Source organism: Microbacterium sp. EB106-03-03-XG65 (assembly GCF_058791955.1).
In genome coordinates this window covers 2778501-2785694 of the sequence record NZ_JBYTEB010000001.1, presented here as the reverse complement: position 1 = coordinate 2785694, position 7194 = coordinate 2778501, and the positions used below count along the sequence as shown (strand labels likewise).

The 7194-nt window shown below is 57.6% G+C and carries 1 protein-coding gene, 3 rRNA genes and 1 pseudogene; all 5 read left to right on the top strand.

The features are described 5' to 3' along the window. Window positions 1-65: 65 nt before the first annotated feature. A 16S ribosomal RNA gene (locus AC3WS6_RS13185) occupies window positions 66-1589 on the top strand. 408 nt (window positions 1590-1997) lie between these two features. Continuing rightward, window positions 1998-5102, top strand: a 23S ribosomal RNA gene (locus AC3WS6_RS13180). A 105-nt stretch (window positions 5103-5207) separates the two neighbouring features. Next, window positions 5208-5324: ribosomal RNA gene (gene rrf, locus AC3WS6_RS13175) — 5S ribosomal RNA — on the top strand. Together the 16S, 23S and 5S rRNA genes form the textbook arrangement of a ribosomal RNA operon. Window positions 5325-5439: 115 nt before the next feature. Further along, a complete protein-coding gene (locus tag AC3WS6_RS13170; protein ID WP_492501426.1) occupies window positions 5440-6567 on the top strand; it encodes a hypothetical protein in 1128 nt (375 codons plus the stop codon). After that, a pseudogene (locus AC3WS6_RS13165) lies at window positions 6471-7194 on the top strand (primosomal protein); the annotation flags it as partial. The gene AC3WS6_RS13170 and the pseudogene AC3WS6_RS13165, both read left to right, overlap by 97 nt.

The window sequence follows — 7194 nt, the reverse complement described above, 5'->3', positions numbered from 1 at the left end:
TTGTCTCTTTGGTCAGCATCAAACTCGCTGCGTCATCGTTTTCCCGGTGTCGTATGCATTTCTTTTTTACGGAGAGTTTGATCCTGGCTCAGGATGAACGCTGGCGGCGTGCTTAACACATGCAAGTCGAACGGTGAACACGGAGCTTGCTCTGTGGGATCAGTGGCGAACGGGTGAGTAACACGTGAGCAACCTGCCCCTGACTCTGGGATAAGCGCTGGAAACGGCGTCTAATACTGGATACGAGTAGCGATCGCATGGTCAGTTACTGGAAAGAATTTCGGTTGGGGATGGGCTCGCGGCCTATCAGCTTGTTGGTGAGGTAATGGCTCACCAAGGCGTCGACGGGTAGCCGGCCTGAGAGGGTGACCGGCCACACTGGGACTGAGACACGGCCCAGACTCCTACGGGAGGCAGCAGTGGGGAATATTGCACAATGGGCGCAAGCCTGATGCAGCAACGCCGCGTGAGGGATGACGGCCTTCGGGTTGTAAACCTCTTTTAGCAGGGAAGAAGCGAAAGTGACGGTACCTGCAGAAAAAGCGCCGGCTAACTACGTGCCAGCAGCCGCGGTAATACGTAGGGCGCAAGCGTTATCCGGAATTATTGGGCGTAAAGAGCTCGTAGGCGGTTTGTCGCGTCTGCTGTGAAATCCGGAGGCTCAACCTCCGGCCTGCAGTGGGTACGGGCAGACTAGAGTGCGGTAGGGGAGATTGGAATTCCTGGTGTAGCGGTGGAATGCGCAGATATCAGGAGGAACACCGATGGCGAAGGCAGATCTCTGGGCCGTAACTGACGCTGAGGAGCGAAAGGGTGGGGAGCAAACAGGCTTAGATACCCTGGTAGTCCACCCCGTAAACGTTGGGAACTAGTTGTGGGGTCCATTCCACGGATTCCGTGACGCAGCTAACGCATTAAGTTCCCCGCCTGGGGAGTACGGCCGCAAGGCTAAAACTCAAAGGAATTGACGGGGACCCGCACAAGCGGCGGAGCATGCGGATTAATTCGATGCAACGCGAAGAACCTTACCAAGGCTTGACATATACGAGAACGGGCCAGAAATGGTCAACTCTTTGGACACTCGTAAACAGGTGGTGCATGGTTGTCGTCAGCTCGTGTCGTGAGATGTTGGGTTAAGTCCCGCAACGAGCGCAACCCTCGTTCTATGTTGCCAGCACGTAATGGTGGGAACTCATGGGATACTGCCGGGGTCAACTCGGAGGAAGGTGGGGATGACGTCAAATCATCATGCCCCTTATGTCTTGGGCTTCACGCATGCTACAATGGCCGGTACAAAGGGCTGCAATACCGCGAGGTGGAGCGAATCCCAAAAAGCCGGTCCCAGTTCGGATTGAGGTCTGCAACTCGACCTCATGAAGTCGGAGTCGCTAGTAATCGCAGATCAGCAACGCTGCGGTGAATACGTTCCCGGGTCTTGTACACACCGCCCGTCAAGTCATGAAAGTCGGTAACACCTGAAGCCGGTGGCCTAACCCTTGTGGAGGGAGCCGTCGAAGGTGGGATCGGTAATTAGGACTAAGTCGTAACAAGGTAGCCGTACCGGAAGGTGCGGCTGGATCACCTCCTTTCTAAGGAGCATCTGACTCTTCGGAGTCCAGAACCCAGTTCGAAGGCATACGTTCTTCGCTGGGAGCTCATGGGTGGAACATTTGACATGCCGTCAGCGCAGCTGACTCCAGTTAGTACGGTCTTCGGATCTGGAACGGTGGGGGATGCAAGCAGGCGGCTGCACGCTGTTGGGTCCTGAGGGACCGGATGCGATCTTCGGATCGTTTTTCGTACCTCTGGGCCTCTTCTGGTTTCCCCTGTGGGGGTTGCTGGTAGGGGTACCGCCCGTACTTTGAGAACTACACAGTGGACGCGAGCATCTTGCAACTGATCTTCGGATTGGTTGCACAAGATGATCTTAAAGATCATTAGTCAATTTCATGCCAGGCTTTCGAGTCTGGTGTCGATTCTGATTCAAACTCATGTGATTTCAAGTCTTTAAGAGCAAACGGTGGATGCCTTGGCATCTGGAGCCGAAGAAGGACGTAGCAATCTGCGATAAGCCTCGGGGAACTGATAAGCAAGTTTTGATCCGAGGGTGTCCGAATGGGGAAACCCCGCTGGGCGGCGTGCCGACCTAGTGACTCCCGCCTGAATATATAGGGCGGGTAGAGGGAACGTGGGGAAGTGAAACATCTCAGTACCCACAGGAAGAGAAAGCAACCGCGATTCCGTTAGTAGTGGCGAGCGAAACCGGAACAGGCTAAACCTAGCGTGTGTGATAGCCGGCAGGCGTTGCACGTTGGGGGTTGTGGGACTTTTCAGTCATCTCTGCCGAGGTGGCGGCGTTACACGATGGTATAGACGAACGGTCTTGAAAGGCCGGTCATAGAGGGTGCCAACCCCGTAGTCGAAATGCCAACCGTGGCGCGAAGAGTATCCCAAGTAGCACGGGGCCCGTGAAATCCCGTGTGAATCTGTCAGGACCACCTGATAAGCCTAAATACTCCCAGATGACCGATAGCGGACAAGTACCGTGAGGGAAAGGTGAAAAGTACCCCGGGAGGGGAGTGAAATAGTACCTGAAACCGTTTGCTTACAAACCGTTGGAGCAGCCTTAGTAGCTGTGACAGCGTGCCTTTTGAAGAATGAGCCTGCGAGTTAGCGATATGTGGCGAGGTTAACCCGTGTGGGGTAGCCGTAGCGAAAGCGAGTCTGAATAGGGCGATTCAGTCGCATGTCCTAGACCCGAAGCGAAGTGATCTATCCATGGCCAGGTTGAAGCGACGGTAAGACGTCGTGGAGGACCGAACCCACTTAGGTTGAAAACTGAGGGGATGAGCTGTGGATAGGGGTGAAAGGCCAATCAAACTTCGTGATAGCTGGTTCTCTCCGAAATGCATTTAGGTGCAGCGTTGCGTGTTTCTTGCCGGAGGTAGAGCTACTGGATGGCCGATGGGCCCTACAAGGTTACTGACGTCAGCCAAACTCCGAATGCCGGTAAGTGAGAGCGCAGCAGTGAGACTGTGGGGGATAAGCTTCATAGTCGAGAGGGAAACAACCCAGACCACCAACTAAGGTCCCAAAGCGCGTGCTAAGTGGGAAAGGATGTGGAGTTGCCTTGACAACCAGGAGGTTGGCTTAGAAGCAGCCACCCTTGAAAGAGTGCGTAATAGCTCACTGGTCAAGTGATTCCGCGCCGACAATGTAACGGGGCTCAAGCACGCCACCGAAGTTGTGGCATTGACATTATTGGTAGGCCTTCGTGGTCCAGCCGTGTTGATGGGTAGGAGAGCGTCGTGTGGCCAGCGAAGCGGCGGTGTAAACCAGCCGTGGAGGCTACACGAGTGAGAATGCAGGCATGAGTAGCGAAAGACGTGTGAGAAACACGTCCTCCGAAAGACCAAGGGTTCCAGGGTCAAGCTAATCTTCCCTGGGTAAGTCGGGACCTAAGGCGAGGCCGACAGGCGTAGTCGATGGACAACGGGTTGATATTCCCGTACCGGCGAAGAACCGCCCAAGCTAATCCAGTAGTGCTAAGTGTCTGAATCCCACTGACTGATCCCTTCGGGGTGACGCGGTGGGCCTAGCGCACGACCCCATTCTGGTGCGGTTAGCGTATTAACAGGTGTGACGCAGGAAGGTAGTCCAAGCCAGGCGATGGTTGTCCTGGTGCAAGTGCGTAGGCCGAACGGTAGGCAAATCCGCCGTTCATACAGGCTGAGACACGATGCGGATAAAAAGTGGATGATCCTATGCTGCCAAGAAAAGCATCGACGCGAGGTTCTAGCCGCCCGTACCCCAAACCGACTCAGGTGGTCAGGTAGAGAATACCAAGGAGATCGAGAGAATCGTGGTTAAGGAACTCGGCAAAATGCCCCCGTAACTTCGGGAGAAGGGGGGCCATCCACTTATACGGACTTGCTCCGAAAAGGGTGTGGTGGCCGCAGAGACTAGTGGGTAGCGACTGTTTACTAAAAACACAGGTCCGTGCCAAGTCGCAAGACGATGTATACGGACTGACGCCTGCCCGGTGCTGGAAGGTTAAGAGGACCGGTTAGCCGCAAGGCGAAGCTGAGAATTTAAGCCCCAGTAAACGGCGGTGGTAACTATAACCATCCTAAGGTAGCGAAATTCCTTGTCGGGTAAGTTCCGACCTGCACGAATGGCGTAACGACTTCCCAACTGTCTCAACCGCGAACTCGGCGAAATTGCATTACGAGTAAAGATGCTCGTTACGCGCAGCAGGACGGAAAGACCCCGTGACCTTTACTATAGCTTTGTATTGGTGTTCGGTGTGGCTTGTGTAGGATAGGTGGGAGACTGTGAAGCATGGACGCCAGTTCATGTGGAGTCATTGTTGAAATACCACTCTGGTCACTCTGGATATCTAACTTCGAACCGTAATCCGGTTCAGGGACAGTGCATGGTGGGTAGTTTAACTGGGGCGGTTGCCTCCCAAAAAGTAACGGAGGCGCCCAAAGGTTCCCTCAACCTGGTTGGCAATCAGGTGTCGAGTGTAAGTGCACAAGGGAGCTTGACTGTGAGACTGACAGGTCGAGCAGGGACGAAAGTCGGGACTAGTGATCCGGCAGTGGCTTGTGGAAGCGCTGTCGCTCAACGGATAAAAGGTACCTCGGGGATAACAGGCTGATCTTGCCCAAGAGTCCATATCGACGGCATGGTTTGGCACCTCGATGTCGGCTCGTCGCATCCTGGGGCTGGAGTAGGTCCCAAGGGTTGGGCTGTTCGCCCATTAAAGCGGTACGCGAGCTGGGTTTAGAACGTCGTGAGACAGTTCGGTCCCTATCCGCTGCGCGCGTAGGAAATTTGAGAGGATCTGACCCTAGTACGAGAGGACCGGGTTGGACGAACCTCTGGTGTGTCAGTTGTTCCGCCAGGAGCACCGCTGATTAGCTACGTTCGGGATGGATAACCGCTGAAAGCATCTAAGCGGGAAGCCGGCCTCAAGATGAGATTTCCATACCTTCGGGTGAGAGGCTCCCAGCCAGACTACTGGGTTGATAGGCCAGATGTGGAAGTGCAGCAATGCATGCAGCTGACTGGTACTAATAAGCCGATGACTTGATAACACACCGTTTGTTGGTGCTACGCGTCCACTGAGTGGTTCTCGATGTACGGTCGAGAACCGCATGACAATGACTTTGTTATGTGTTTGATTGAAACATCAATAGTGTTTCGGCGGCCATAGCGTGAGGGAAACGCCCGGTTACATTCCGAACCCGGAAGCTAAGCCTCACAGCGCCGATGGTACTGCAGGGGGGACCCTGTGGGAGAGTAGGACACCGCCGGACTTCTTTTAAGCAAATGGCCACCCATCGTTGGGTGGCCATTTTGCGTTAACAACATCTAGAACAGGGAGCATCATGCCGGAAGACGAACAGCGCCGTCCGCGTCGCAACGACGACAATGGATCGCGCGGTAACCGACCTTCCGGTGGCCGCTCGGAGCAGAACCGCGGCAGCAGCGCTCGTCGCGACGACGGCCCGCGCCGCGAAGGCGGTTACAACCGCGATTCCCGTGACGGTGGAGGGTACAACCGCGGCTCCCGCGATGGTGGCACTCCCCGCTCCGGTGGGTACAGCCGCGATGGTGGTGCTCCGCGCTCCGGTGGGTACAACCGTGATTCGCGTGATGGTAGTGCTCCTCGTTCTGGCGGTTACAACCGTGATAGCCGCGATGGCGGTGCTCCCCGTTCTGGCGGTTACAACCGCGACAGCCGCGATGGCGGTGCTCCGCGTTCGGGTGGTTACAACCGTGACGGTGGCGCTCCGCGCTCCGGCGGTTACAACCGGGATGGTGGTGCCCCTCGTTCGGGTGGTTACAACCGTGATGGTGGCGCTCCTCGTTCGGGTGGTTACAGCCGCGACTCCCGTGATGGTGGTGTTCCGCGTTCGGGTGGGTACAACCGTGACAACCGCGATGGTGGTGTTCCGCGTTCGGGTGGGTACAACCGTGACAACCGCGATGGTGGTGCTCCTCGTTCGGGTGGGTACAACCGTGACAACCGCGACGGCGGCGCTCCGCGCTCTGGCGGTTACAACCGTGACTCCCGTGATGGTGGTGCTCCTCGTTCTGGCGGTTACAACCGTGACAACCGCGACGGCGGCGCTCCTCGTTCTGGCGGATACAACCGTGACAACCGCGACGGCGGCGCTCCTCGTTCTGGCGGATACAACCGTGACAACCGCGACGGCGGTGCTCCTCGTTCGGGTGGTTACAACCGTGACAACCGCGACGGCGGCGCTCCTCGTTCGGGTGGTTACAACCGTGACAACCGTGATGGTGGCGCTCCGCGCTCGGGTGGATACAACCGCGACTCCCGTGATGGTGGCGCTCCGCGCTCGGGTGGATACAACCGCGACGACCGTGCACCGCGACAGGACCGCGATTCGTCGCGCTCCTACCCGCAGCGCGGGGGAGCGGGCCGCGAGCGTCCGGTGCAGGCGTCCGCAGAGCGTCCTCGCTTCAACGATCCGCACATTCCCGATGAGGTCACGGCTCGCGACCTCCACACGTCGGCACGCAACGAGCTGAAGACGCTGAGCAAGGAGAACGCCGAGCTTGTCGCGCGTCACCTGGCCATGGCTTCCACGCTGATCGATGAGGATCCGGCGCTCGCCCATGAGCACGCCCTCGCTGCCTCGCGCCGCGCTGGTCGCATCGCGATCGTGCGGGAGACGCTGGGCATCACCGCGTATGCCACGGAAGACTTCGCGTTGGCTCTCCGGGAGCTGCGCACGTACCGCCGGATCTCCGGGAAGGACGACCAGATCGCACTGATGGTCGACAGCGAGCGCGGCATCGGGCGTCCCGACCGTGCTCTCGAGACAGGCCGTGCAGTCGACAGATCGGCACTCCCCACCCCGGTGCGGGTGTCCCTCGCAATCGCGATGTCGGGCGCTCGCCTCGACCAGGGCGACCTCGAGCTCGCGCTCGGTGAGCTCGAGATTCCTGAGCTCGATCCCGATCGTGCCTTCGAGTGGAGCCCGGCGCTGTTCTCTGCCCGCGCTGCAGTCCTCGAAGACCTCGGACGTACCGATGAGGCTGAGTTCTGGGCACATCGTGCCGAGGTCGCCGCCGAGGCACTCGGAGTCGATGAGGCCGGTGACGAGGAGATCATCATCGAAGACGGCCTGATCGAGGGTGATTTCGACGACGATT